Origin of the sequence: Streptomyces sp. TLI_171 (genome assembly GCF_003610255.1) — a bacterium.
Lineage (GTDB): Bacteria > Actinomycetota > Actinomycetes > Streptomycetales > Streptomycetaceae > Kitasatospora.
The window spans coordinates 3,292,602-3,314,932 of sequence record NZ_RAPS01000001.1 but is presented as its reverse complement, the minus strand read 5'-3'; the positions used below and the strand labels follow the sequence as shown (position 1 = coordinate 3,314,932).

The following is a 22,331-nucleotide window of genomic DNA, read 5'->3' as shown; positions in this document are numbered from 1 at the left end:
GGACACCATCTTTGTGCACACGTTCACAAACGCATAGCCTGGCGGTCCAAGCCCAGCTTCACCCGCAGGAGCAACGTGGCAATCGGCCGACCCTCACCCAGCAGTTCGCAGACGCCCGACCAGGGCGCCGCGCGCCGCACCTCGCGCGCCCGGGGCATCCCCGAGGCGACCGTGGCCCGCCTCCCGCTCTACCTGCGGGCGTTGACCGCGCTGTCGGAGCGCTCGGTCCCGACCGTCTCCTCCGAGGAGCTGGCCGCCGCCGCGGGCGTGAACTCCGCCAAGCTGCGCAAGGACTTCTCCTACCTGGGCTCCTACGGCACCCGGGGCGTCGGCTACGACGTGGAGTACCTCGTCTACCAGATCTCCCGCGAGCTGGGCCTCACCCAGGACTGGCCGGTCGTCATCGTCGGCATCGGAAACCTGGGCCACGCCCTCGCCAACTACGGCGGTTTCGCCTCCCGGGGTTTCCGGGTGGCCGCGCTGCTGGACGCCGACGTCAACGTGGTCGGCAGCACCGCCGCCGGGCTGCCCGTGCGGCACATGGACGAGCTGGAGGACATCGTGGCCGCCCAGCACGTGTCCATCGGCGTGATCACCACCCCGCCCGGCGCCGCCCAGCAGGTCTGCGACCGGCTGGTGGAGGCCGGCGTGACCAGCATCCTGAACTTCGCCCCCACCGTGCTGACCGTCCCGGACGGCGTCGACGTGCGCAAGGTGGACCTGTCGATAGAGCTGCAGATCCTGGCCTTCCACGAGCAGCGGAAGGCCGGCGACGAGCCGTCCGCCGGCGACTCGGTGCTGGACCGCGCCCCCGGGCCGGTCCGTGCCGCGGCCGCCAAGCTGCGGCGGGCGGCCGGCGGCGGCAAGGCCGAGCAGGCCAAGGCCGCGCCGAGCGCCAAGGGCGGCCCGGACGACGACCTGTCCGCGGTGATGCCGGCGTGAGCACCAACATCCGTCACGACGAGGTGGGGGCATGAGTCTTCTGGTAGTCGGTCTGAGCCACCGGACCGCGCCGGTCGGCGTGCTGGAGCGCGCCGCGCTCACCGGCGACAGCCCGGCCCGGGTGCTGCACGAGGCGGCGGCCTCGGCGACCGTCGCGGAAGCCGCGCTGGTCAACACCTGCAACCGGATCGAGCTGTACGCGGACGTTGACAAGTTCCACGCGGGCGTCGCCGAGCTGTCCCAGCTGCTGGCCGGGCACAGCGGCGTGGACCTGGACGAGCTCACCCCGCACCTGTACGTGCACTACGAGGACCGCGCCGTCCACCACCTGTTCTCGGTGGCCTGCGGCCTGGACTCGATGGTGGTCGGCGAGGGCCAGATCCTCGGCCAGCTGCGGGACGCGCTGGCCAAGGCCCAGGAGGAGCACACCGCCGGCCGCGGCCTCAACGAGCTGTTCCAGCAGGCCCTGCGGGTCGGCAAGCGGGCGCACAGCGAGACCGGCATCGACAAGGCCGGCCAGTCGCTGGTCACCTTCGGCCTGGAGCAGGTCGCCGCCTCGGCCGGCCCGATCGCCGGCAAGCGCGCCCTGGTGGTCGGCGCGGGCTCGATGAGTTCGCTGGCCGCCGCGACGCTGGTCCGCGCCGGCGTCGGCGAGCTGCTGATCGCCAACCGCACCTCGGCCCGCGCCGAGCGCCTGGTGGAGATCCTCGGCGGCGGCGCCGCCGCCCGCACCCTGGAGTTCGCGAAGGTCCCGCAGGCGCTCGCCGACGTCGACCTGGTGATCTCCTGCACCGGCGCGGCCGGCACCGTGATCGGCGCCCCCGAGGTCGCCGCCGCGCTGGCGGCCCGCTCCGCGGACGCCCCGCTGGCCTTCCTCGACCTGGCGATGCCGCGTGACGTCGACCACGCCGTCCACGGGCTGCCCGGCGCGCTGCTGGTCGACCTGGAGAGCCTGTCGCACGCGCACGCCGCCACCCCCGGCGCGGGCGACGTCGACGCGGTCTCCACCATCGTCGCGGACGAGGTCGAGGCGTTCGGGCAGGCCCAGCGGGCCGCCCGGATCGCCCCCACCGTGGTCGCCCTGCGCGCCATGGCCTCCGAGGTCGTGAGCAGCGAACTCGCCCGCCTCACCGCCCGGTTGCCGGACCTGGACGAGCGCTCCCGCGCGGAGTTCTCGCAGACCGTGCGCCGGGTGGTCGACAAACTGCTGCACGCCCCGACCGTCAAGGTCAAGCAGCTCGCCGCCGAACCCGGCGGGGCCTCCTACGCGGAAGCCTTGCGCGAACTGTTCGACTTGGACCCCGCGGCAGTGCACGCTGTCTCCGGCACACCGATCGGCGCCCAGGCGGGATCCTCGATCCCGGCGGGCGGCATCCCCGCCGCCCAGGCCGCCGTCGCCCCGCCCGCCGGAGTCACCGGATGAACACCCCGTCAGCCCCCCAGCACGACCAGGACGATCACCTCATGAATGGTCCAGAGACAGTGACGCCGCTGCGTCTCGGTACCCGCCGCAGCGCACTCGCCATGGCCCAGTCGGGCATGGTCGCCGAGGAGGTGGCCGAGATCACCGGCCGCCGGGTCGAGCTGGTCGAGATCACCACCTACGGGGACGTCTCCCGCGAGTCGCTGGCGCAGATCGGCGGCACCGGCGTGTTCGTCTCCGCGCTGCGCGACGCCCTGCTGGAGGGCCGCATCGACCTGGCCGTCCACTCGCTGAAGGACCTGCCGACCGCCGCCCCCGCCGGGCTGCTGCTGGCCGCCGTCCCCGAGCGCGAGGACGTCCGGGACGCGCTGGTGGCCCGGGACGGGCTGACGCTGGCCGAACTGGTCGGCAAGAGCGCCGGGCGCACCGTCCGGATCGGCACCGGCTCCCCGCGCCGGATGGCCCAGCTGAACGCCTGGGCCCGGGCCCGCGGCGCCGACCTGGAGACCGTCGCGATCCGCGGCAACGTCGACACCCGGATCAACTTCGTCACCTCCGGCGAGCTCGACGCCGTGGTGCTGGCCACCGCCGGTCTGAACCGGCTGGGCCGGTCCGCCGAGATCACCGAGCACCTCGACCCCGAGCTGATGCTGCCCGCCCCCGGGCAGGGCGCGCTCGCCGTCGAGTGCGTCGACCCCACGCTGGCCGCCGTGCTCGCCCGGCTCGACCACCGCCCCACCCGGGCCGCCGTGGTCGCCGAACGCGCGCTGCTGGCCACCCTGGAGGCCGGCTGCTCCGCGCCCGTCGCCGCCCTGGCCGGCTGGTCCGGCACCGAACTGCGCCTGGACGGCGTGGTCGGCACCACCGACGGCGCCGAACTGCTGAAGATGTCCGCCAACGGCCCGCTCGTCCCGGACGAGACCGCCGAGGAGCAGGCCGCGGCCCTGGGCCGCGCCCTGGCCACCCGGCTGCTCGACACCGGAGCGGCCAACCTGATGGGGGAGCGCGCCCGATGACCGCCGCTGGATTCCACCCGCCCGCCGGGCGCTGCACCTTCCTCGGCGCCGGCCCCGGCGACCCCGGACTGCTCACCCTGCGCGCCGTCGACGTGCTCGGCACCGCCGACGTGCTGGTCGCCGACCCGCTGACCGCCGCCGCGGTGCGCATGCACTGCCCGGCCGGGGTCCAGGTCCTCGACCCGGCCGAGGTCGGCAAGGAGCTGTGCGACCTGGCCGCCGACGCGGTCAAGGCCGGCCGCCACCTGGTCCGCACCGTCGACGGCGACCCGGGCCTGGACGGCTGCGCCGCCCAGGAGATGCTGCGCTGCGCCAACGCCGGCATCGCCTTCGAGGTCGTGCCCGGCGTCGCCCAGTCGGTCGGCGTGCCCGCCTACGCGGGTGTGCCGCTCCGCGGCGACCAGGGCGCGGACGTCCGCTTCGTCGACGGCGAGGCGCTGCTCGGCGGCCAGCTGGTCGACCTCGGCGCGCCGGAGACCACGCTGGTGGTGCGCACCACCCTGGGCCAGCTGCCGGCGACCGCCAACTCGCTGGTGGCGCACGGCCGCAAGCCCGACGCGGCGCTGTCCGCGACGCTGTCCGGCACCACCACCCGGCAGCGCACCTTCACCTCCACCCTGGCGGCGATCGCCGCCGACCTGAAGGCCGCCCGGGTGCTGCCCTCGCCGGTCTCCGCCCCGGTGGACCCGGCGACCTCGGTGATAGCCGTGGTGGGCGAGCAGGTCGCCCACCGGGCCTCGCACTCGTGGTTCGAGACCAAGCCGCTGTTCGGCTGGAACGTCCTCGTGCCGCGCACCAAGGAGCAGGCCCACGGCCTGTCCGAGCAGCTCCGCTCGTACGGCGCGGTGCCGCAGGAGGTGCCGACCATCGCGGTCGAGCCGCCGCGCACCCCGCAGCAGATGGAGCGGGCCATCAAGGGCCTGGTCACCGGCCGCTACGAGTGGATCGCCTTCACCTCGGTGAACGCCGTCAAGGCCGTCCGGGAGAAGTTCGAGGAGTACGGCCTGGACGCCCGCGCGTTCGCCGGCATCAAGGTCGCCGCGGTCGGCGAGACCACCGCGCAGGCGCTGGTCGACTTCGGCGTGAAGCCCGACCTGGTGCCGTCCGGCGAGCAGTCCGCGGCCGGCCTGCTGGAGGACTGGCCGCCGTACGACCCGGTGTTCGACCCGATCGACCGGGTGCTGCTGCCGCGCGCCGACATCGCCACCGAGACCCTGGTGGCCGGCCTGGTCGAACTCGGCTGGGAGGTCGACGACGTGACCGCGTACCGCACGGTGCGCGCCTCGCCGCCGCCGGCCGAGACCCGGGAGGCGATCAAGGGCGGCGGTTTCGACGCGGTGCTGTTCACCTCGTCCTCGACCGTCCGGAACCTGGTCGGCATCGCCGGCAAGCCGCACAACGTGACCGTCATCGCCTGCATCGGCCCCGCCACCGCCAAGACGGCGGAGGAGCACGGCCTGCGGGTCGACGTGATGGCCCCGGCCCCGTCCGCGTCCGCGCTCGCCCAGGCGCTGGCAGACTTCGGGGCGAACCGCCGGGACGCCGCCACGGCGGCGGGCGAGCCGGTCTACCGGCCGAGCGAACGCCGCCCCGGCTCGCGCCGCAAGGCGCGCTGACCCTCCGTCAGGGGGAGGCCGCCGGTCTCCCCCTGACGCATCTCTCGTGACTCAGGGAGCCTTCGAAGTGTCCGCCGAATTCCCGTCCGTCCGTCCGCGCCGGCTGCGCTCCACCCCGGCGATGCGCCGCCTGGTCGCCGAGACCCGGCTGCACCCGGCCGAGCTGATCCTGCCCGCCTTCGTCCGCGAGGGCATCACCGAGCCGCAGGCGATCGGCTCCATGCCGGGCGTCGTCCAGCACACCCGGGACACCCTGCGCCGTGCCGCGGTGGAGGCCGCCGAAGCCGGACTGGGCGGCCTCATGCTGTTCGGCGTCCCCGAGGTGCAGGACGCGACCGGCACCGAGGGCACCAACCCCGAGGGCATCCTGCAGCTCGCCATCCGCGACGTGGTCTCCGAGGTCGGCGACGCCCTGGTCGTGATGTCCGACCTCTGCCTGGACGAGTACACCGACCACGGCCACTGCGGGGTGCTCGCCGCCGACGGCTCCGTCGACAACGACGCCACCCTGGAGCGCTACGCCGAGATGGCCGTGGTGCAGGCCGACGCGGGCGTCCACCTGGTCGGGCCCTCGGGGATGATGGACGGTCAGGTCGGCGTCATCCGCAAGGCGCTGGACGCCGCCGGGCACCAGGACACCGGCATCCTCGCCTACACCGCCAAGTACGCCTCCGCGTTCTTCGGCCCGTTCCGGGAGGCCGTCGGCTCCTCGCTCAAGGGCGACCGCAAGACCTACCAGCAGGACCCGGCCAACGCCCGCGAGTCGCTGCGCGAACTGGAGCAGGACCTCGCCGAGGGCGCCGACCTGGTGATGGTCAAGCCCGCCATGGCCTACCTCGACATCCTCCGCCAGGTCGCCGACGCCTCCCCGGTGCCCGTGGCCGCGTACCAGGTCTCCGGCGAGTACGCGATGGTCGAGGCCGCCGCCGCCAACGGCTGGGTCGACCGCGAGCGGATGATCCTGGAGACCCTCACCTCGATCCGCCGGGCCGGCGCCGAGCAGATCCTCACCTACTGGGCCGTCGAGGCAGCCCGGATGGTCCGCTGACCCTCCGTCGGCCGCTCCGGCCGCAGCGGCGTCAGGTGCGCCGGGATCAGGCGGACTTCGGGAAGTCCTTCCGCTTGATCTTGGCGCGCCGGCCGTCCGGGTGGTGGAACACGATGCCCTCCGCGAGCGCGCCCGGCGCGAAACGGCTCTCCAGCTCCGCCAGGTACTCCCGCAGGCCCCGGTAGCTGCGCGGCACCCCGTCGTACACCGGCGCCTCGCGGTCGAACGGCAGGCACACGTGGTCCGCGAGCCCCAACGGGTTGCCCTGGATCCGCGGCCCCAGCGCCTCGCAGGGGTGCTCCCCGTCCGGCCACCCGCGCACGTCGGTGCCCCGTGCGGCGGCCAGGATCCAGCGGTCCTCGGCCGCGCCCTCCGCGGTGTCCACGTACCAGCCGTCGACGATGCCCAGCTTCTTCTGCGCCGCGCTCGGGTTGCGCCGCTTCTCCACCCGCACCAGCTGCCCCGAACGGACCGTCAGCCGGACGTTCGTGCCGTCCACCTTCTCCGTCGGCGCGCCCTCGCCCGCGAACACCCAGGCGCACTCCGCCCGCGGCCGGTCCACCACCTTGAAGTCGCCGTCCCGCTCGAACAGCGTCGGAATCTTCTCCATGACCGCCAGCCCCCTCCGTACCTGCCCGAGCAGTTCCTCGTGCGTCACGGCCCCCGTCGCGAGCCCGCCCGCCAACGCCCGCACCAGGTCCGCGACCGAAACCTCCGCCTCCACGGCCACCCGCTTCAGCGCCTTCTTCTCCTCCGGCGAGACCCAGGCCACCAGCCGCGACCAGCCCTCCGGCGGCACCCACCGCGCCAACCGCTCCGGATCCTTCCGCGGCCGGCCCCTACCCCGTTGCTCCTCCATGGCCCCTGACGCTAGGTCACCTTTTTCCCTGCGTCAATTGGCATAACAGAAATTCCCCACCCACACCCCCCTTCCGCTGTGCTCCGGGCGCGCCGAAGGCGCGGGAACCGGTGGGTTTCCGCGCCTTCGGGGTGGGGTGGGGTCAGTCGATGGCGACGATGCCGCCCTCGCCGCCGCCGACGGCGGTGTCGGTGGCCCAGCCGTAGCCGCCGCCCGCGGTGAAGATGTGGGAGGTCTCGGCGAAACCGGCCCAGTGGCCGGCGACGAAGGGCTCGTCGGCGGTGGCGACGCCCTCCTGGCCGCCGCCGACGGCGACGTGCGCGTAGGCGGGGGCGGCGATGCCGGCGAGGGCGAGCGCGGCCACGGAGGTGACGACGACCTTGCCCAGCTTGCTCTTCATGAGAGTTCCTCTCTGCGTCAGGTGATTGTCTCTACGTCAACACAGGGGTGCGGCTGGAGCGGCGCTGCACGCGCCCACCGGAGCTCCGATCACCCGATCGCGCCGCAGACGAACGGGTTCCGGGAGGCCGGAGACATGGAACCGCCGGGCTCGCGGGATCGCTCCCCCGGCCCGGCGGTCGTTGTGCGACCGGAAGGTCAGCCGATCAGGTGGCTGACGCCACCGTCGCCGCTGCCCACGGTGTTCTGGCCGACGACGCAGGTCTGCGCCGGCTTGTTGTCGAGGACGTCGGCCTCGATCGGCACCGCGACGCCGATGACGGCGACGGCGATGTTGTGGACCTCGGGGAGGCAGAGGTTCGGGTTGTCCAGGGTGTGGAAGTTCGGGCTGTGGTTGCCCGAGGTGCCAGTGGCGTTGGTGCCGCCGTTGCCCTGGACCGAGGTGGCGGCGCCGTCCGAGTCACCGATGGCCATCGCGGGGGAGGCGATCGTGGCGAGACCGGCGGCGGCAACGCCGGCGGCGGCGAGAGCCTTCTTGATCATTGGGGTTTCCTTTTCGGATCTGATGGAGTGGAGCAGCGGCCCAGTGCGTGGCTCGCACCGGGGCCTGCCGCCGGACCGGGGGAGCGGTCCGACGGGTCGAGCCGCGCGGAGCGTGGGGCTCCGCGCCGGGGCAGTGACGGGGCGTCAGCCGACCAGGTGGGAGACGCCGCCGTCGCCGCTGCCGAGGGTGCCTTCGCCGACCACGCAGGTCTGCTTGGGCTGGTTGTTGAGCGCGTCGACCTCGACCGGAACGGCCACGCCGAGGACGGCCACGCCGATGTTGTGGATCTCCGGGAGGCAGATGTTCGGGTTGTCCGCGAAGTGGAAGTTCGGGCTGTGGTTGCCCCAGGTGCCGGTGGCGTTGGTGCCGCCGTTGCCCTGGATGGAGCCGGCCGAACCGTCCGAGTTGCCGATCGCGACGGCGGGGTGGACACCGCGGCCAGCGCGGCGGCGGCCAGGCCGACGGTAGCGAAGGACTTCTTGAGCATGATGGAGATACCTCTCTGAAATGCCGTTCGAGGGGTGCTGCCCCGTCGTCGTCGGGATCAAAGAATGGCGACTCGGAAAGTTACGGGGTGCCGAGGAAATTCGTCGAGGATCACCGGTTTCCCCGCGTGCCGGTCGGATTATTACGCCGTTCCGGTTAACTCCCGCTATCCGCGAGGGAGCTGACTCGTTCGCCAGGTGACGCGAGTACCCGAACCCAAGTACCCGACCCCGAGTATCCGAACCCATGTACCCGAACGAACGGCGAACACGATGAAGCTCTCCAAGCGGGCGACCGGCGCCCTGCTGCTGGCGGTCGGCGCCGGCGTGGCGGCGGCGCAGGGCGTGTCCCACGCGGCTCCGAAGACTCCGGCCGAGGTGGCCGCGATCGAGGACGGTCTGGCCACCAAGGAGGTGCCGTTCAGCATTCCGCTCAGTGCGGCCACCGCGCCGCTCCCGCTGCTGCCGGACGGCGGCGAGGTGCACGGCGGCATCCCGACCTCGCCGCTGATGCCGCCCACCGAGACCAACCAGGACCCGAACCAGCCGATCCCGGACCACGTGCTGCCGGCCATCAACGGCGGCAAGGCGGGCCCGTCGCTGGGGGCGGTGCTGCCGCTGCCGGAGGTGGACCGGAGCGCCGAGCTGGGCACCCTGGGCCTGGACGCGCCGGCCGCCCCGCTGAACCTGGCGGGCCCGGCGGTGGGCCTGGGCCACCCGGTGTCCTTCGTGGAGGGGGAGAGCGGCCGGCTCACCGACGCCGCGCTGACCCTGGACAAGGTGGACCCGCACCTGGTGACGGCGCCGGTGCAGGCGGTGCCGGGCGCGAGCGCCTCGCTGGGCGGCGAGCAGGACCAGATCTCGGTGACCGACTCGGTGAAGAACCTGGCCGGCACCACGATGGCGACCACCGGCGAGATGATGAACCAGGCCGCCCCGGTGCAGACCCTGACCGGAGCGCTGGACCAGTCCGGCGTCTGATCCGGCGTCGACAGCCGTACGGCCCGCCCCTCTGCGCGAGGAGCGGGCCGTACGGCTGTCGGGGCTTCAGAGCGGCAGCGCGCCCAGGAGCGGGCCCGCCACCGGGAGGTCCTTGGCGCCGCCGCCGGCGGAGAGCGGCGAGGTGAGCGGGGCGGTGCCGACCGGGCCGAGGCCGTTGTCGGGGACGACCGCGACGCCGTTGTCGAGGACGTCCGCGGAGGACCCGGCCCAGGGGTCGAGCCGTAGGTCCTTCACCGGGGCGACCGCGTAGCCGAGCGCGCTGGTGGTGCCGCCGACGGCCTGCTGGGCGTCGGTGTTCTGCAGGTTGGTGGTGGGCAGCGGGAGCCCGCCGAGCTGTTCGGTCTCGGCGTGCGCGGCCTGGGCGGTGACGCCGCCGAGCAGCATCGCGGCGCCGAGCGCGGCCACCGCGCCGGTGGTCTTCCGGGACATCGGCCAATCCTTACGGGTGAGTTGAGCGGGGAGGTAGCACTGTTCCCGAACGGGCGCTGCCCCCGGCCGGTGGCCGAGGGGCAGTCTGCACGGGGTTACCGATCGGCCTGGACCGTTCAGCAGTCCTCGTCGACCGGCGGCTCCTGGTGCTCGTGGTGCTCGTGCTCCATCGGCAGGTCGACGTTGGCGCAGGAGTTGCCGAACGCCGGGTTCAGCAGGCCGATCACGTTGATCGAGTTGCCGCAGACGTTCACCGGGACGTGCACCGGAACCTGCACGGCGTTGCCGGAGAGCACGCCGGGGGAGCCGGCGGCGACGCCCTCGGCACCGGCGGAGGCGTTGGCCAGACCGGCCGAGCCGAGGACCAGGCCGGCGGCGGCGGCCGACAGGACAGCGGCCTTCTTCACGTTCTGCATGGGGGTTGATCTCCTAGATCACACAGGGAGTTGGTGCGCCGCACCGCACGGGTGTGCGGTGCGGCGCGAGCGCTGCGTCAGGCAGTTCAGCCGACGTTGGCGCAGTGGTTGCCGAACGCCGGGTTCAGCAGGCCGATCACGTTCACGGTGTTGCCGCAGACGTTGACCGGGACGTGCACCGGGACCTGGATCAGGTTGCCGGAGAGCACGCCGGGGGAGCCGGCGGCGACGCCCTCGGCACCGGCGGAGGCGTTGGCCAGACCGGCGGAGCCGAGGACCAGGCCGGCGGCGGCGACGGACAGGACCGCGGCCTTCTTGAAGTTGCGCATAGCTTTCTTCCTCACGTTCTGCCCGACTGTGGATGGTCGGGTGCCGGGCGATCGCATCATCGCCCGCGATTTTCCGGATGCGCCGTGAATGTCACTCACGCGGCTCAACACCCGCGTGTCGCCCGTGGCTTGGGCGATGCGTGCCGCGTCGGTGGGGTGCCGGCGACCGCTCACTCACGGCTGGGAGCGGTTGCGGATCACGTCCACGGTGTCGCCGCTGTGAAGCGGTTTCGCCAGGAAGAACGAGCCGAACCGGCGGGGGAAACGGGCTGATTCCCCGATCACCCGAATGCGCGTATTACTCCGGGTGGGTGATTGTTCGGGGACCCGCGCAACTGATCCCGGACCGCTTCGTTGGCCTGGTGCACGTCCCGTGTGCTTCCTTCCGGTAGCCCCCGGCGCGGCAATTGGAAGATCTGATTTATCGAGGAGACTCAAATGAGCATCAAGAAGACCGCCGCCGTCGGCGCCGCTGTCGTGGGTATCGTCGCCGCCGGTGCGGGTTCCGCCATGGCGAGCAGCGGCGCCGAGGGTGTCGCCGCCGGTTCCCCCGGTGTCGCCTCCGGCAACCAGATCCAGGTTCCGGTGCACATCCCGGTCAACCTGTGCGGCAACTCCGTGGACGTCATCGGCGCCCTGAACCCGGCGTTCGGCAACTCCTGCGCCAACGTCGGCTGACGCCGGCCCGCTGGCTGGTCGAGCCGCCGCCCGCACCCTCCTGACGGGGTGCGGGCGGCGGCTCAACTGCGTTCCGGCCCAGGGTTCCTGACCGAGTGTTGAACGTCGCGAGTCTTGTTGTGTTACCTGTCAGTACCTAGCATGTGAGCCTGCCTCATGTTTTCCCCGGGTCCCCGCCCGGCCCCATGCTCCGCGCCGCCCGGCAGCCGTCGGGCGATCCCCCACCCTCGCAAGGAGTCATGAGTGTTCAGGACCTCACCTGCCCGCCGCAGGCCACCCGCGCTGCTCGCCACCGCCGCCCTGCTCGCCGCCCTCGGACTCGGCACCGGTCTGGCGGCCAACGCCCGGGCGGCGTCCGGCAGTCCGGGCAAGCCGGCGGCGATCGTCGCGCTCGGCGACAGCGCGATATCCGGCGAAGGCGCCGGCACCGACACCGGCGACGACTACGTCCCCGGCACCGACAGCCCCACCAACTACTGCCACCGCTCCACCAGGTCCGAGATCTTCGTGACCCAGCTGCCCGGCGTCACCCCGATCGACCTGGCCTGCTCCGGCGCGCAGACCGGCGACCTGGTCAGCGACCCCGAGCTGGCGAAGATCACCGGGCCGGGCAGCGGCGACTTCGGCGAGCCCAAGCAGGACGTCCAACTCGCCTCCACCGCCGCCCGGTACGACGTGAAGATGGTGGTCGTCACGATCGGCGCGAACGACGACTTCGAGTTCGCGAACATCATGATGGACTGCCTGGCCCAGTACTTCCCGGTCCCGCAGGCGCAGGGCTGCCGGGACACCATCGGCAGCGCCGAGATCACCCGCCGCGCCGCCGGGGTCAAGCCAAAGGTGACGGCCGCGCTCACCAACGTCCGCAACACCATGCGGAAGGCCGGCTACTCGGACGACTCCTACCAGCTGGTCTACCAGTCGTACTTCAACCCGATCACGCCCGACATCCGGCGCAACGACTACGCCGGCAAGGTCGCCGACGGCTGCCCGGCCTTCCCCGAGGACCTCGCCTGGGGCCACAACTGGGTCGTCCCGACCCTGAGCGACGCGCTGCGCGAGGCGGCCTCCGGCGTGCCGGGCGTGCGCTACCTCGACCAGCGCCGGGTCGCCTTCGGCCACGAGGTGTGCGCGGAGTGGACCAGTTCCCCCTACGAGTACACCAACGGCGACGTGATCGACCTGTCGGAGAAGACCCGCAACGGCTGCGACAGCCCGATCTCCATCCCGGGCCTGTGCATGAACAACGTCCGCCAGTCGTACCACCTGCGGGTCGCCGGGTACGCGGCCGAGGCCGCCTGCCTGCGGCAGTTCTACCAGCAGGCCGCGCTCGGGCAGGCGTTCTGCGAGCTCAACCAGCAGGACGGCACCTCGATCACCGCGCTCACCCCCGGCAAGCCGTTCCCCGACACCCCCGAGGACGGCGCGTGGTACCAGCTCACCAACCGGGCCGACGGCAGGGCGCTCGACCTGGCGGGCGGCGGCAGCTACGGCGACTCCACCAACGGCCGCACCGCGATCACCTATCCGGCCACCGGCGGGCTCAACCAGTCCTTCGTGTTCGAGATCAAGGCCGGCGGCTCCTTCGAACTGGACTTCAGCGGCAACCGGGACATGTGCCTGGACGTCGCCGGGGCCTCCACCGCGCCCGGCGCCAAGATCGAGCAGTGGCGCTGCAACGGCGGCGGCAACCAGCACTGGCTGCTCCAGCCGGTCGGCGACGGCAGCTACAAGCTCGCCGACTCCCAGGACCCGACCAGGCTCGCCACCGCCACCACCCGGACCGACGGCCAGGGCAACCCCCTGGTCGAGCTCGCCGCCGACAACGGCTCCGCCGCCCAGCACTGGCAGTTGACCAAGCTCGGCATCGTCTACCTGCACGGCTGACGGACCGGCCGCTGACCTGGCCTCAGCGCACGCCCAGCCGGGCGGCCGTACCCGAGGACAGCGGGTACGGCTGCTCCGGCGGCAACAGCGCGGCGTCCCGGGAGGCGTGCAACTCCCGGGCCAGCGGCGTCAGATCCTCGATCCGCACCAGCCAGTCCCCGGTGTACCGCCGGACCAGTTCCCCGCCCAGCCCCAGCTGCAGCGAACGGTGCGGCAGCGGTCGCAGCTGCAGGTCCCGCTCCGGGTCCCACTGGACCCGGGCGGGGCTGCGCCGCAACTCGCGCTGCCACTGCGCCTTCGAGGCGTGCACCCCGCGCTCGTACGAGCTGAGCACCGCCGCCTCCAGTGCGGCGTCGAACCCGGCCCGCCGGATCACCACCCCGAGGAGCCGCTCCTGTCCTTCGCTGCGGGCCCAGTCGCTGCGGTGCATCAGCCAGCGGAAGGACGGCTTGATCCAGGTCGTCCGGTCGACCTGGAACGCCGCCGGGAACCGGCCCGCGGCGGCCGCCGGCCCGGCGATCTCCGGGCGGAACGCCTGGTACACCGTCTCGTCGTCGTAGCGAGCTCTGATCTGCCTCTTCGGCACTTCGTTCACCCCCGCATCCTGGCCCGCGCCCGCCCGTCGCCGCCTCCGGATTTCCGCTTGCCCTCCGCCGTACCGTGGTGGGCGTGGACCTGCTCGCCCAGCTCGGCCTCGCCGACCCGCGCCCGCCGCTGCCCGTGGACCGGTCGGCCGTCGAGTCCTGGCTCGGGCTCCGACTTCCGTCGGACTACTGGGAGTCGGCCCGGCGCGGGTCGCTGCTGATCGGTGGCGCGATCGAGCTGCACGCCCCGGACCGGGCGTACCTCGGGATGCTGCCGTGGACCAAGCACGACGTCCGGACGGAACTGCGCGGGGCGGGCCGGGTGCCGCCCCCGCTGCACCCCGCTCCGGGCGGCCTGCTGCCGTGGGGGCACACCCTCGGCGGCCGGACCTTCCTGCTGTGGAACACCGCCGATCCGGAGCCGGACCGCTGGACGGTGGTGCTCTGTGACGCGACCCGCCCCGAACCGCTGCTCGACTCCGGCCTCGGCCTGACCGCCTTCCTGGAGACGGTGGTCCTGGACCGGGTCGGCCACCTCGGGCCGCTGCCCGCCACCGCGCAGCCGCAGTGGGCGACGCCCGAGCCGTGGAGTCCGCCGCCGACCCGCGAACTCTCGCCGGCCGAAAGCGAGTTCGCGCTGCACGGGCCGGCCGGACTGCCCGCGCTCCGGCTGCTGGTGCCGCCCCCTCGGTCGGCGCCCCGACCGGTCGACCGGGAGCGGTCGTTCGCCCTGCTCGGCACCCGGCTGCCCGCCGACTACCTCGCCCTGGCGGATGCGTACGGCGCGGGCACCTGGTCGGAGTGGCTGAGCCTCTACGCGCCCGAGGACCTGGCCGGACTGCCGGAGCGGATCGGCCGGTCGGTGCCCGGCCCGTGCTGGCCCGAGCCGGACGGCTTCCTGGCGGTCGGCTGCACCATCGACAACGACCGGCTCGGCTGGCTGGTGACCGGCCCGGACCCGGACGCCTGGACTCTGGTGGTACGGCCCCGGCACGTCCGCGGCGAAGTCCCGCTCGCGGGCCGCCTGGTGGAGGTGCTGCTCGGCTGGCTGCGGGGCGAGCGGGGCGCCGAGGGACTCCCGGCGCTCGACCCGGACGACGACCCGTTCGAGTGTGCGGGCTTCGAGCCCTGGCCGGCGGACTCCGTTGACCCCCGACTGGTCTAGTCCATTCATTGACAGTGGCGGCGGTGCGGGCCGACGATGTGACCCGTCCCACCGTGCTCAGCCTGGAGGTATCCCGGTGTCCAGCCTCTCCGCGGCCGCATTCGCCGCCGCCGCCCACGCCGCCATCGACCGCGTCAGTACCTCGCAGACCGAGGGCGTCGCGAAGGCGGCCGAGCTGATCACCTCCGCGCTGGCCGCCGACGGCATCGTGCAGGCCTTCGGCACCGGCCACTCCGAGGCGTTCGCGATGGAGATCGCCGGCCGGGCCGGCGGCCTGGTGCCCAGCAACCGGATCGCGCTGCGCGACGTGGTGCTGTTCGGCGGCCGCCCGGTGCAGATCCTGGAGGGCTCCGAGCTGGAGCGCGGCACCGAGTCCGCCGGCCTGCTCTGGGAGCTGACGAACCCGCACCCGGCCGACGTGTTCGTGCTGGCCTCCAACTCGGGCGTGAACGGCTGCGTGGTCGAACTCGCCCGACTGGCCAAGGAGAACGGCCACCCGCTGATCGTCGTCACCTCCGCCGAGCACACCGCCGGCGTCCAGCCCAAGCACCCCTCCGGCCTGCGGCTGCGCGACTACGCGGACGTGGTGCTCGACAACGGCGCCCCGTTCGGCGACGCGGTCCTCCCGATGGCGGGCGGCGGCAAGGCCTGCGGCATCTCCTCCATCACCGCCGCGCTGCTCGGCCAGCAGGTCGTCGCCGAGGTGATCCGCCGGATCGAGGAGAGCGGCGGCGTCCCCCCGGTCTACCTCTCGGCGAACATCCCCGGCGGCGACGAGCACAACGGCAAGCTCGAAGCGCTGTACGCCGGCCGCATCCGCCGCACCGCATGACCACCGGTCAGCCTCCGCTCGCCGAACGGCTGGTGCTCGGCCTGGACGTGGGCGGCACCAGCACCCGCGTCCTGGTCGCCGCGCTCGACGGCCGGGTCCTCGGCACCGCGCGCGGCGCGGGCGGCAACCCGGTGGCGCACGGCGTCGAGACCGCCCTCAAGGAGATCGGCGACACCGTCCGCGCCGCGCTGACCGGTCTCGACCCGCGCCGGGTGGAGGCGGGCCGGCTCGGCCTGGCCGGCGGCATGGTGACCCGGCTCGACTTCCCCGGACTCTGGGCCTCGCTCGGGCTGGCCACCGGCCCCGAGCTGATCAGCGACGCCGAACTCGCCCACGCCGCGGGTACCCCCGCCCCCGACGGCAACGTCCTGCTCAGCGGGACGGGCGCGGTCGCCGCCGAGATCCGCGACCACGCCCTGCGGCGCACCGCCGACGGCCACGGCTGGCTGCTCGGCGACCGCGGCTCCGGCTTCTGGCTCGGCCGGGAAGCCGTCTCCGCGACCCTCACCGCCGTCGACCGCGGCCACCTCGGCGACTTCGCCGCCGCGATCGCCGACGCCCTGGTCGGCCCCGGCGGTCTCGGCGAGCTGGGCGACCTCGACACGGGCGCGCGCTCCGCCCTGGTCGCCGCCGCGCACGCCCAGGCGCCGGCCCGGTTGGCCCGGTTCGCCCCGATCGTCCTCGACCACGCGTCGAAGGGCGACCCCGAGGCGCTGGCCCTGGTGGAGCGCGCCGCCGCTCACCTCCTCGACACCCTCCGGCTGATCCGCGCCGCCGACTCCCCGCTCCCCATCGTGCTGGCCGGCGGCCTGCTCAGCACCGAAACCCCCCTCGCCGCCCACCTCCGCCCGCTGCTCGCCGCCCACTGGCCCGCCGCCCCGCTCCACACCGCCCGCAACGGCGCCGGCGCGGCCGCGTGGCTCGCCGCGCGCTCCCTCGGCCACGGCACCGAGGCTCTCCACCGCCGACTCACCGCTTAGCGGGGGCAGCGGGGCACCGCCGGTCGGATCGCGCTCAATGGCCCGTCATGGCCCAGGGCGCGATCCTGCCCCGCGGCGCCTTCCGCTTCGCGCGGTTCCCCGCGGCCCTGGTCCCACCCTCCGGGGCCCTGCCCGGCAGGGCTATCTCGGCCCACACCCACTTGCCCCCGCGCTTGCGCACCACCCCGTGGGCGAGCGCGAGTTCGGCGACCAGCAGCAGGCCGCGGCCGGACTCGGAGTCCTCGGTGGGACAGCCGGCCACCGGCAGCGCGGGGGAGCGGTCGTAGACCTCGACGACGGCGCGCCGGTGCAGCGGGTCGGCGTGCAGGCCGACCGTGACGACGGGGCCCTCGGCGTGCCGGACGGCGTTGCCGAGGAGTTCGGAGGTGATCAGGTCGAGTGCCAGCCGGGTGTCCTCGTCGAGCGGGGTGCCCCAGGCGGCGAGGAGTTCGCGGACCCGGCGGCGTCCGGCGGCGACGGTGGCGGCTTCGCGGGGCAGTGAGAACCATCGACGGTGGACGGACATGGCGGGCTCCTCACGCGGTTCGCTCCGATGAGCGGGAGATTCGGCAGCCGATATGAGGGTGTGTCAGATCCTGACATCTCTAGACAAGCTGAAATCTCTAGAGATGTCAATGCGTCAGAGGCCGCACCGCGCGTACGATGTCTAGAGAGGGGAAGGAAACTCGCCGCCATGACCAGTCACCCACGCGTCACGCAGCCCAAGTACCGGCGAATCGCCGAGGATCTCAAGAGCGAGATCGACTCCGGCCGTTACCTGCCCGGCGACCGGCTGCCCGGGGAGAACGACCTGATGGCGACGTACGGCGTGGCCAGGATGACGGCCCGTCAGGCGCTCGGGGTGCTGCAGGGCGAGGGGATAGCGGAGGCCCGCAAGGGCGTCGGCGTGTTCGTCCGGGAGTTCCGGCCGATACGGCGGCGCGGCATCCAGCGGCTGTCCGACCGGAACTGGGGCGGCGGCTTCTCGGTCTGGTCGGCCGACATAGCGGCCCGCGAGCTGACGGTGGACCAGTTGACCGTCGCCGAGCGGGAGGCTCCGGAGCAGATCGCCGCCGTGCTCGGCCTGAAGCCGGGCGAGCCGGCCTGCGTGCGCAGCCGCCGCTTCGTGCTGGACGGCAAGCCGGTGCTGCTGTCCGAGTCGTACCTGCCGGCGGCGCTGGTCGCGGGCAGCCGGATCACCGACCCGGACACCGGCCCGGGCGGCACCTACGCGCGGCTCGCCGAGCTCGGCCACAAGCCGGTGCACTTCCAGGAGCACATCCGCTCCCGGATGCCCGCCGGGAACGAGGCGGAGCGGCTGGCGCTGGCGCCCGGCACCCCGGTGTTCCTGGTGCACCGCACCGCGTTCGCCGAGGACGGCCAGGCGGTGGAGGTCAACGAGATGGTGCTCGACTCGGCCGCGTACATCCTCGAGTACTCCTTCGACGCCTGAGCGGCCTTGACGACTCGACTCCGCCCGACCCGACCCGACCGGGCCGGATGCGGTCGAATCCGGTCGCGCTGTCCACAGGCTGTGGACAAGTCCGGTCGATTGCGGTCCTTGTCCACAGGTCTGTGGACAACCGGCCTGACACGCCGCCGCCTCACCGGTTCGGCGCAGCACCCCGGGCCCGGCCCGGCCCGGGCCCGGAGGGTGGGGAGCGGGTGCGCCTGCGAGCGGCGCGGGTGCGCACCGCGACCAGGGAGGCTACGGTGGCCCGTTCCGACCACGACCTGCTGGACTACTCCGACCGCACCGCCTTCGAGGACGCCGACCGCGGGCTGATCGCGAAGCCGGCCACGGACACCATCACCACCGCCGACGGAAGCCTGGCCTGGGACTTCCGGGCCACCGACTTCCTCGCCGGCGACTGCCCGGACACCGTCCACCCGAGCCTCTGGCGGCAGTCCCAACTGACCGCCCGCGCAGGACTGTTCGAGGTGCGCGAGGGCGTCTACCAGATCCGCGGCTTCGACCTGTCGAACATGACCCTGATCGAGGGCGAGCGCGGCGTGATCGTGGTCGACCCGCTGGTCTCCGAGGAGTGCGCCGCCGCCGGCCTGGCGCTCTACCGCGCGCACCGCGGCGACCGGCCGGTGACGGCCGTGCTGGTGACCCACTCGCACGCCGACCACTTCGGCGGCATCCTCGGCGTCATCGCCCAGGACTCGGACGTCCCGATCGTCGCCCCGGCCGGCTTCATGGAGCACTCGGTCGCGGAGAACGTCTACGCGGGCACGGCGATGCTGCGGCGCGGCGACTACTACTCGGGCGGCGCCCTGACGGCCGGTCCGACCGGCCTGGTCGGCATGGGCCTCGGGTTCACCGCCTCGCACGGCAACCCCAGCCTGCTGCCGGCCACCCTGGACGTCACGCACACCGGCCAGGAGGAGCGGCTGGACGGCGTGCTGTTCCGGTTCCAGCTCACCCCGGACACCGAGGCGCCGTCCGAGCTGAACTTCTTCCTGCCGGAACTCCGGGCGCTGTGCATGGCCGAGAACGCCACCCACAACCTGCACAACATCCTGACCCTGCGCGGGGCGCTGGTCCGCGACGCCCGGATCTGGTCGCGCTACCTGACCGAGGCGATCGAGCTGTTCGCCGCCGACTCCGACGTGGTGTTCGCCTCCCACCACTGGCCGACCTGGGGCACCGAGCGGCTCACCCGCTTCCTGTCCGAGCAGCGCGACCTGTACGGCTACCTGCACGACCAGACCCTGCGCCTGCTCAACCAGGGCCTCACCGGACCGGAGATCGCCGAGCAGCTCGAACTCCCGCCCGCGCTCGCCTCGGCCTGGCACGCCCGCGGCTACTACGGCTCGGTCAGCCACAACGTGAAGGCCGTCTACCAGCGCTACATGGGCTGGTACGACGGCAACCCGGCCTCGCTCTGGGAGCACCCGCCGACCGAGACCGCCAAGCGCTACGCGGACTGCCTAGGCGGGGTGCCGGCCGTGCTCGCCAAGGCCCGCGAGTACGCCGACGCCGGCGACCTGCGGTTCGCCGCCCAGCTGCTCAAGCACGCGGTGTTCGCCGCGCCGGAGAACGAGGACGCCAAGGAGCAACTGGCCCAGGTCTTCGAGCGGTTGGGCCACAGCGCGGAGAACGCCACCTGGCGCAACTGCTACCTGATGGGCGCCCAGGAACTGCGCACCGGACCGAAGGCGATGGCGTTCGGCGCCGGCAGCATGGCCGGCGCGCTCTCGGTCGAGCAGGTCTTCGACTCGCTGGCGATCCGGGTGAACGGCCCGAAGGCGTGGGACGAGGACCTCAGCACGGTCTGGCGGTTCACCGACCTCGGCACCGCGCACCGGGCCACGCTGCGCAACGGCGTCCTGGTGCACGGCGAGGTCACCGGCGAACCCGGCCCGGCCGACCTCACCGTCACCCTGACCAAGCCCCAGCTGTTCGCCATGCTCGCGGGCAAGGGCACCGACGGCATCGGGCTGACCGGCGACGGCGCCGTGCTCAGCCGGGTGTTCGGCGCGCTGGACGAGCCCGACCCGGCGTTCCCGATCGTCACCCCCTGACCCCCCTCGCCCGGCCGAACGGCCCGGTGGCAGGCCCCGGTTCGGGCCCGCCGCCGGGCCGTCCCCCGTTGCGGCGGCCTCATTCGCCCGCACACCGCACCCGTTGGCCGAGACCTTCCGGACGTCGCCGGGCGGGACCGGCCCGCCCGGGGGCACCGGTCCGGGGAGGGCGATCCGTCGTGCCGGGGGTCCTCGCCCGGGCCTGCTCTCGCCGGCCCTGACCGCCCTCCCGCCCACCCACAGCCCCACCCACCGGCCACGAGGGCCGCACCGGCAGCGCGATGCAGACCACCCGGAACCCCGGCCGGCTCACCGTCCTCGCCCTGCTCGCCACCCGCACCCACACCGCCCGATCGCTCCGCGCGGGTCCGGCAGCCCGGTCGTCGCCGGTCCCTCAGTCCTGTCGGCGGCCGCGCCGGGAGTCCACCACCGCCGCCAGGTCCTGCTCGGCGATCCCCGGATCCGAGAGCAGCTCGGCGAGGGCCGCGCGGAACACCGGGCCGCCCTCCGCCAGCGCCAGGTCCTTGGCGGCCAGCCGGACCGGGAAGTCCGCGTCCGTGGCGGTGGCCCGGGCCACGACGCCCGCCAACGGGCCTGCCGCCAGCGCGGTGCGGGCCTGCTCCTGCGGGACGCCCAGCCGGTCGGCGACGGCCAGCGCCTCGCCCACCGCCGTCACCGAGGCCACCAGCGCGCCCATCACCACCAGCTTCAACGCGGCCGCCGCGCCGGGGCCGCCGCAGCGCACCACCCGGCCCAGCCGCTCCAGGACGGGCTGCGCCCGCTCCAGCTCGGCGTCCTCGCCGCCCGCGTACACCACCAGGGCGCCGGACGCCGCCGGGCCGACGCTGCCCAGCACCGGCGCGTCCACCATGCCGACGCCGTCCGGGAGCCGGTCCCGCAGCTCGGCGACCGCGCGCGGGCCGATCGAGGACATCTCGATCCACAGCGTGCCCGGGGCCAGCTCCGGCAGGAACTCCTTTGCGACCTCGGCCACCGCCGTCGGGTCCGCCAGCATGGTCACCACCACCCCGGCCCCGTGCACCGCCTCCGCCGCGGAGGCCGCCTCGGACAGGCCCCCGGCCCGGCCGGGCGTCCGGTTCCAGACCGTCAACTCCTTTGCGCAGCCCGCCAGTCGACGGGCCATCGGTAGGCCCATCCGGCCCAGTCCGAGAAAAGCGACGCGCTCCGTGATCTCCATGCCGACCACGCTAGGCGGGCCCGCGGCAGGCGACAAACGAATGTCCGGCATGGTAGCCATGCGCAATGGACATGGCCCGGCTCGACGTCTTCCGCACCGCCGCCCGGCTCGGCTCGTTCACCGCCGCGGGGGAGCGGCTCGGGTGGACGCAGTCCGCGGTGTCGCGTCAGATCTCGACGCTGGAAGCCGAGTTGGGCGTCCCACTGTTCGACCGGCTGCCCCGCGGCGTCCGCCTCACCGAGCACGGTCTGACCCTGCTGCCGCACGCCGAGGCGATACTGGACCGCCTCGACGGCACCCGCCGCGACCTGGCCGCGCTCACCGGGCTCACCGCCGGGCGGCTCCGCCTGGGCGCCTTCGACAGTGCCAACGCGGCCCTCGTCCCGACCGCCCTGGCCGCCTTCCGCACCGCGCACCCGGAGATCGCGCCCACCCTCACCGAGGGCCTCTCCGCCCACCTGCTCGACCTGCTCGCGGACGGCTCCGTCGACCTGGCCGTGGTCACCGCCTATCCGGAACACCCGTACGACACCGACCGGTTCGACCTGGAGCGGCTGACCGACGACCCCGTCCTGGTGGCCCTCCCGCGCACCCACCGACTGGCCCGGCGCCGCCGCCTGCGGCTGTCCGACCTCGCCGAGGAACCCTGGATCGCCGCCAGCCGCCGCCTGGAGACCACCCTGCTCGCCTCCTGCGCCCGCAGCGGCTTCCGCCCCCGCGTCGAGTACGAAGTCGCCGGCTGGACGGCCAAACTCGGCCTGGTCGCCGCAGGCCTGGGCGTCACCCTGATCCCCTCCCTCGCCGCCCGGGCCGCCCGCCCCGACCTCACCCTCGTCCCGCTCCACCCGGAGGACACGCCGATCCGCCACGTCCTCACCGCGACCCGCCGCGGGCAGCGCCCCACCCCGGCCGTCACCGCCTTCCTCCCCCTCCTCCGGGCGGCGGTGAACCCGTGACCTCCGCGGCCC

24 protein-coding genes are annotated in these 22,331 nt (G+C 73.6%); 14 read left to right on the top strand and 10 right to left on the bottom strand.

Features of this window, described 5'->3' with window-relative positions:
* Nucleotides 1–81 precede the first annotated feature (81 nt).
* The 5 genes from BX266_RS15095 to hemB all read left to right on the top strand — a co-directional run bounded on the left by BX266_RS15095 (nucleotide 82) and on the right by hemB (nucleotide 6,045).
* On the top strand, nucleotides 82–942 hold the full coding sequence (locus tag BX266_RS15095; protein WP_099907892.1) for a redox-sensing transcriptional repressor Rex: 861 nt from the start codon (nucleotides 82–84) through the stop codon (nucleotides 940–942).
* A gap of 31 nt (nucleotides 943–973) precedes the next feature.
* Nucleotides 974–2,365 (top strand): glutamyl-tRNA reductase, encoded by a 1,392-nt coding sequence (locus BX266_RS15090; RefSeq protein ID WP_099900164.1) that lies wholly within the window; start codon nucleotides 974–976, stop codon nucleotides 2,363–2,365.
* A 41-nt stretch (nucleotides 2,366–2,406) separates the two neighbouring features.
* Complete coding sequence (gene hemC / locus BX266_RS15085) at nucleotides 2,407–3,381, top strand: hydroxymethylbilane synthase (protein WP_099907890.1); 975 nt, start codon at nucleotides 2,407–2,409, stop codon at nucleotides 3,379–3,381.
* Entirely contained in the window at nucleotides 3,378–4,997 is a 1,620-nt protein-coding gene (locus BX266_RS15080; protein WP_099900162.1) for a bifunctional uroporphyrinogen-III C-methyltransferase/uroporphyrinogen-III synthase, read from the top strand. Before hemC ends, BX266_RS15080 begins: the two co-directional genes overlap by 4 nt.
* Nucleotides 4,998–5,064: 67 nt before the next feature.
* Entirely contained in the window at nucleotides 5,065–6,045 is a 981-nt protein-coding gene (gene hemB, locus BX266_RS15075; RefSeq protein WP_099900160.1) for a porphobilinogen synthase, read from the top strand.
* 46 nt (nucleotides 6,046–6,091) lie between these two features.
* On the opposite strand, the gene BX266_RS15070 is transcribed toward hemB, so the two are convergent.
* The 4 genes from BX266_RS15070 to BX266_RS15055 form a co-directional block, all read right to left on the bottom strand.
* Nucleotides 6,092–6,856 (bottom strand): RNA ligase family protein, encoded by a 765-nt coding sequence (locus BX266_RS15070; RefSeq protein WP_259464708.1) that lies wholly within the window; start codon nucleotides 6,854–6,856, stop codon nucleotides 6,092–6,094.
* A 190-nt stretch (nucleotides 6,857–7,046) separates the two neighbouring features.
* On the bottom strand, nucleotides 7,047–7,304 hold the full coding sequence (locus BX266_RS15065) for a hypothetical protein (RefSeq protein ID WP_099900158.1): 258 nt from the start codon (nucleotides 7,302–7,304) through the stop codon (nucleotides 7,047–7,049).
* Nucleotides 7,305–7,501: 197 nt separating this feature from the next.
* Complete coding sequence (locus BX266_RS15060; RefSeq protein WP_099900156.1) at nucleotides 7,502–7,846, bottom strand: rodlet layer protein; 345 nt, start codon at nucleotides 7,844–7,846, stop codon at nucleotides 7,502–7,504.
* Nucleotides 7,847–7,990: 144 nt separating this feature from the next.
* A complete protein-coding gene (locus tag BX266_RS15055) occupies nucleotides 7,991–8,395 on the bottom strand; it encodes a hypothetical protein (protein WP_259464707.1) in 405 nt (134 codons plus the stop codon).
* Nucleotides 8,396–8,605: 210 nt separating this feature from the next.
* On the opposite strand from BX266_RS15055, the gene BX266_RS15050 reads away from it, so the two are divergent.
* Entirely contained in the window at nucleotides 8,606–9,313 is a 708-nt protein-coding gene (locus BX266_RS15050) for a hypothetical protein (protein WP_099900152.1), read from the top strand.
* A gap of 66 nt (nucleotides 9,314–9,379) precedes the next feature.
* Here the strand turns inward: BX266_RS15050 and BX266_RS15045 are convergent, their stop codons facing one another.
* The 3 genes from BX266_RS15045 to BX266_RS15035 all read right to left on the bottom strand — a co-directional run bounded on the left by BX266_RS15045 (nucleotide 9,380) and on the right by BX266_RS15035 (nucleotide 10,508).
* Nucleotides 9,380–9,763 (bottom strand): hypothetical protein, encoded by a 384-nt coding sequence (locus BX266_RS15045; RefSeq protein ID WP_099900150.1) that lies wholly within the window; start codon nucleotides 9,761–9,763, stop codon nucleotides 9,380–9,382.
* A gap of 116 nt (nucleotides 9,764–9,879) precedes the next feature.
* Nucleotides 9,880–10,179: a chaplin gene (locus BX266_RS15040; RefSeq protein ID WP_099900148.1), complete on the bottom strand. Its 300-nt coding sequence runs from the start codon at nucleotides 10,177–10,179 to the stop codon at nucleotides 9,880–9,882.
* A gap of 86 nt (nucleotides 10,180–10,265) precedes the next feature.
* Nucleotides 10,266–10,508: a chaplin gene (locus BX266_RS15035; protein WP_033252291.1), complete on the bottom strand. Its 243-nt coding sequence runs from the start codon at nucleotides 10,506–10,508 to the stop codon at nucleotides 10,266–10,268.
* A 438-nt stretch (nucleotides 10,509–10,946) separates the two neighbouring features.
* On the opposite strand from BX266_RS15035, the gene BX266_RS15030 reads away from it, so the two are divergent.
* Entirely contained in the window at nucleotides 10,947–11,186 is a 240-nt protein-coding gene (locus BX266_RS15030) for a chaplin (RefSeq protein ID WP_099900146.1), read from the top strand.
* 243 nt (nucleotides 11,187–11,429) lie between these two features.
* Nucleotides 11,430–13,073 carry an RICIN domain-containing protein gene (locus BX266_RS15025; RefSeq protein WP_259464706.1) on the top strand — a complete coding sequence of 548 codons (1,644 nt, stop codon included), beginning with the start codon at nucleotides 11,430–11,432 and terminating at the stop codon, nucleotides 13,071–13,073.
* A gap of 22 nt (nucleotides 13,074–13,095) precedes the next feature.
* Here BX266_RS15025 and BX266_RS15020 read toward each other — a convergent pair whose 3' ends face one another.
* A complete protein-coding gene (locus BX266_RS15020) occupies nucleotides 13,096–13,668 on the bottom strand; it encodes a DUF4291 domain-containing protein (RefSeq protein WP_099900144.1) in 573 nt (190 codons plus the stop codon).
* A gap of 74 nt (nucleotides 13,669–13,742) precedes the next feature.
* On the opposite strand from BX266_RS15020, the gene BX266_RS15015 reads away from it, so the two are divergent.
* From BX266_RS15015 to BX266_RS15005, 3 genes are all read left to right on the top strand, one after another.
* Nucleotides 13,743–14,822 carry a hypothetical protein gene (locus BX266_RS15015; RefSeq protein WP_143686930.1) on the top strand — a complete coding sequence of 360 codons (1,080 nt, stop codon included), beginning with the start codon at nucleotides 13,743–13,745 and terminating at the stop codon, nucleotides 14,820–14,822.
* Nucleotides 14,823–14,892: 70 nt separating this feature from the next.
* Entirely contained in the window at nucleotides 14,893–15,654 is a 762-nt protein-coding gene (locus BX266_RS15010) for an SIS domain-containing protein (protein WP_218969336.1), read from the top strand.
* Nucleotides 15,651–16,634: an N-acetylglucosamine kinase gene (locus BX266_RS15005; RefSeq protein WP_099900138.1), complete on the top strand. Its 984-nt coding sequence runs from the start codon at nucleotides 15,651–15,653 to the stop codon at nucleotides 16,632–16,634. Before BX266_RS15010 ends, BX266_RS15005 begins: the two co-directional genes overlap by 4 nt.
* Nucleotides 16,635–16,668: 34 nt before the next feature.
* Here BX266_RS15005 and BX266_RS15000 read toward each other — a convergent pair whose 3' ends face one another.
* Entirely contained in the window at nucleotides 16,669–17,160 is a 492-nt protein-coding gene (locus tag BX266_RS15000; RefSeq protein WP_099900136.1) for an ATP-binding protein, read from the bottom strand.
* A 168-nt stretch (nucleotides 17,161–17,328) separates the two neighbouring features.
* Between BX266_RS15000 and BX266_RS14995 the strand changes: the two genes are divergently transcribed.
* Together BX266_RS14995 and BX266_RS14990 are read left to right on the top strand one after the other, a co-directional pair.
* Nucleotides 17,329–18,087 (top strand): GntR family transcriptional regulator, encoded by a 759-nt coding sequence (locus BX266_RS14995; RefSeq protein WP_099900135.1) that lies wholly within the window; start codon nucleotides 17,329–17,331, stop codon nucleotides 18,085–18,087.
* 260 nt (nucleotides 18,088–18,347) lie between these two features.
* A complete protein-coding gene (locus BX266_RS14990; RefSeq protein WP_259464705.1) occupies nucleotides 18,348–20,165 on the top strand; it encodes an alkyl/aryl-sulfatase in 1,818 nt (605 codons plus the stop codon).
* Nucleotides 20,166–20,559: 394 nt separating this feature from the next.
* Here the strand turns inward: BX266_RS14990 and BX266_RS40855 are convergent, their stop codons facing one another.
* Nucleotides 20,560–21,363: an NAD(P)-dependent oxidoreductase gene (locus tag BX266_RS40855; RefSeq protein WP_099907884.1), complete on the bottom strand. Its 804-nt coding sequence runs from the start codon at nucleotides 21,361–21,363 to the stop codon at nucleotides 20,560–20,562.
* A gap of 65 nt (nucleotides 21,364–21,428) precedes the next feature.
* Between BX266_RS40855 and BX266_RS14980 the strand changes: the two genes are divergently transcribed.
* The gene (locus BX266_RS14980; protein WP_099900131.1) at nucleotides 21,429–22,319 is read left to right on the top strand and encodes a LysR family transcriptional regulator; all 891 of its coding nucleotides are present in this window, start codon (nucleotides 21,429–21,431) and stop codon (nucleotides 22,317–22,319) included.
* The last annotated feature ends 12 nt before the right edge of the window (nucleotides 22,320–22,331 follow it).

Bases quoted from the DNA above. Each gene is read 5' to 3' on its own strand.
- BX266_RS15080 (WP_099900162.1), top strand. From the start codon at position 3,378: ATGACCGCCGCTGGATTCCACCCGCCCGCCGGGCGCTGCACCTTCCTC.
- BX266_RS15035 (WP_033252291.1), bottom strand. From the start codon at position 10,508: ATGCGCAACTTCAAGAAGGCCGCGGTCCTGTCCGTCGCCGCCGCCGGC.
- BX266_RS15060 (WP_099900156.1), bottom strand. From the start codon at position 7,846: ATGATCAAGAAGGCTCTCGCCGCCGCCGGCGTTGCCGCCGCCGGTCTC.
- BX266_RS15005 (WP_099900138.1), top strand. From the start codon at position 15,651: ATGACCACCGGTCAGCCTCCGCTCGCCGAACGGCTGGTGCTCGGCCTG.
- BX266_RS14980 (WP_099900131.1), top strand. From the start codon at position 21,429: ATGGACATGGCCCGGCTCGACGTCTTCCGCACCGCCGCCCGGCTCGGC.
- BX266_RS15040 (WP_099900148.1), bottom strand. From the start codon at position 10,179: ATGCAGAACGTGAAGAAGGCCGCTGTCCTGTCGGCCGCCGCCGCCGGC.
- BX266_RS15045 (WP_099900150.1), bottom strand. From the start codon at position 9,763: ATGTCCCGGAAGACCACCGGCGCGGTGGCCGCGCTCGGCGCCGCGATG.
- BX266_RS15030 (WP_099900146.1), top strand. From the start codon at position 10,947: ATGAGCATCAAGAAGACCGCCGCCGTCGGCGCCGCTGTCGTGGGTATC.
- BX266_RS14995 (WP_099900135.1), top strand. From the start codon at position 17,329: ATGACCAGTCACCCACGCGTCACGCAGCCCAAGTACCGGCGAATCGCC.
- BX266_RS15050 (WP_099900152.1), top strand. From the start codon at position 8,606: ATGAAGCTCTCCAAGCGGGCGACCGGCGCCCTGCTGCTGGCGGTCGGC.
- BX266_RS15000 (WP_099900136.1), bottom strand. From the start codon at position 17,160: ATGTCCGTCCACCGTCGATGGTTCTCACTGCCCCGCGAAGCCGCCACC.
- BX266_RS15090 (WP_099900164.1), top strand. From the start codon at position 974: ATGAGTCTTCTGGTAGTCGGTCTGAGCCACCGGACCGCGCCGGTCGGC.
- hemC (WP_099907890.1), top strand. From the start codon at position 2,407: ATGAATGGTCCAGAGACAGTGACGCCGCTGCGTCTCGGTACCCGCCGC.
- BX266_RS15065 (WP_099900158.1), bottom strand. From the start codon at position 7,304: ATGAAGAGCAAGCTGGGCAAGGTCGTCGTCACCTCCGTGGCCGCGCTC.
- BX266_RS40855 (WP_099907884.1), bottom strand. From the start codon at position 21,363: ATGGAGATCACGGAGCGCGTCGCTTTTCTCGGACTGGGCCGGATGGGC.